The organism is Microcoleus sp. BM001215392 (genome assembly GCF_036700185.1).
Taxonomy (GTDB): Bacteria; Cyanobacteriota; Cyanobacteriia; order Cyanobacteriales; family Microcoleaceae; genus Microcoleus.
On the sequence record NZ_JAUBOJ010000311.1, the window covers coordinates 1 to 1,671 of the forward strand.

2 protein-coding genes are annotated in these 1,671 nt (G+C 44.6%); both read right to left on the reverse strand.

Annotation, left to right across the window (positions count from 1 at the left end):
• Positions 1-173: 173 nt before the first annotated feature.
• On the reverse strand, positions 174-1,091 hold the full coding sequence (locus QT974_RS25705; RefSeq protein ID WP_333471243.1) for an AraC family transcriptional regulator: 918 nt from the start codon (positions 1,089-1,091) through the stop codon (positions 174-176).
• A gap of 224 nt (positions 1,092-1,315) precedes the next feature.
• A partial coding sequence (locus tag QT974_RS25710; RefSeq protein WP_333471244.1) for a VOC family protein occupies positions 1,316-1,671 on the reverse strand: 356 nt, incomplete at its 5' end.

Sequence of the window (1,671 nt, forward strand, 5' to 3'; positions counted from 1 at the left end):
TCCTCGGAGATCCCTTTAAATCCCCCTTAAGAAGGGGGACTTTGAGTAAGTTCTTATCCCCCCCTTTTTTAAGGGGGGCTAGGGGGGATCGGTCTTATCTGAACCGTATTGGGTTATAGCTTAGAAAATTAGCGACTCTGAATTCTAGAAAAAAATTGCGATCTTTTATTAAATTATTGCGATCGCCCTGACAGGAATTGTTTCGGTGTCATCCCCAGCAGGCGCTTGAAACATCGAGTCAAGTGACTTTGATCGCAAAATCCGACTCGCAAAGCAATATCTGCGATGCTCAGTTTGCTCTCTTGCAATAAATATTTGGCTTTCTGGATGCGGCGCTGCAAGATATACTGGTGGGGTGTTAAGCCCGTACTTTGTTTGAACAGACGCAAAAAGTGATAAGGACTGATTTGGGCGATCGCAGCAAGCTCAATTAGCTTTATGTCTTCATGAAGATGTTCGTTGATATACTCGGTTATCTGTTGCAGTTTGGATTTAGATAATCCATCCGTATAGCTGGAAAGCCGAGGTTGTGCGGTGCAATAATTCCGCAACAGGTGAATTGCTAATGCGGTTTTAAGACTGTCAACCAGCAAATAACCGCCGATTTTGCCAAATTCTAATTCTTGTCTTAAAGCGCCGAATATCCCTTGAATCAGGATATCTTGTTCTTCCATGTAATGAGGGATCAGTTCAATGCGATCGCAATTTACCAAATCTTGACCGACTTGTTCCAGGAGTGTAGGGGCGATCGCCAAAATGGTAAACTGAGCTAAAGTATTCCAATTGCAGCGCTGGGAAATACCCGCCGGAATCACCGCAATATCTCCTTGATTCCGGGATTCTGTTTTCAGCTTACCATCCAACCACCGTTCTCCCGATCGCTCTCCCGATACCTCAACATCAGGACAATGCGCAATAACGTGCCATGTACCTTGATGTTCGGGCGTGTCAAACTGCGGCTGTTGATGGTGTTCGTAATAGATATTATCCCATCCCGAACTTGTCAGGATAGCAGGCTGAGGCAACAAAAAGTCTGTTGCCTTTGCTTGGCTAAAATCAATCAGTTTTACCTCTGGTTCCGATGTTCTCATCTTTTATAGCAAGCGCGCGGGCAGTCAGAAACCGGGTTTTTACCCGAATACTCGATCGCAGTAGAGAAACCCCAAAAAACCTGGTTTCTTTAGTTTTGATGCGTAGGCCAGAAACCTGGTTTTTACGAAAATACTTGATGACAGTGTAGAAACCCGAAAAAACCCGGTTTCTTTGGTCGAAGTGATAAGTTTTGTCTTTGGGAACCTCACCAAACAGAAAAATCTTAAGTGCTTGGTTCAGTCATACAAAACACGTTCAGCTTATTGCCATCAAGATCCCGGAAATATCCCACATAAAACCCCGGTAACGTGCCTCTTGCCCCTGCTGCTCCTTCATCCTTAGCGCCAAGTTCGATCGCCTTGTTATAAACTAAGTTGACTTTTTCTCGACTGTCAACTTGAATTGCGATCATTACGCCATTGCCAACAGTTGCTTCGTTGCCATCAAAGGGTTTTGCAACAGCAAGTCCTGGCATCTCTGGAGAAATGCCCCATGCGATAAATCGGTCAACTTCCATGACTCGTTGAGCGCCAATTTCAGCAAGCAAAGTATCATAAAACTTGGCTGCACGTTCAAGAT

Excerpts from the sequence above, each read along its gene's own strand:
- QT974_RS25705 (WP_333471243.1), bottom strand. The coding sequence starts at position 1,091 with ATGAGAACATCGGAACCAGAGGTAAAACTGATTGATTTTAGCCAAGCA.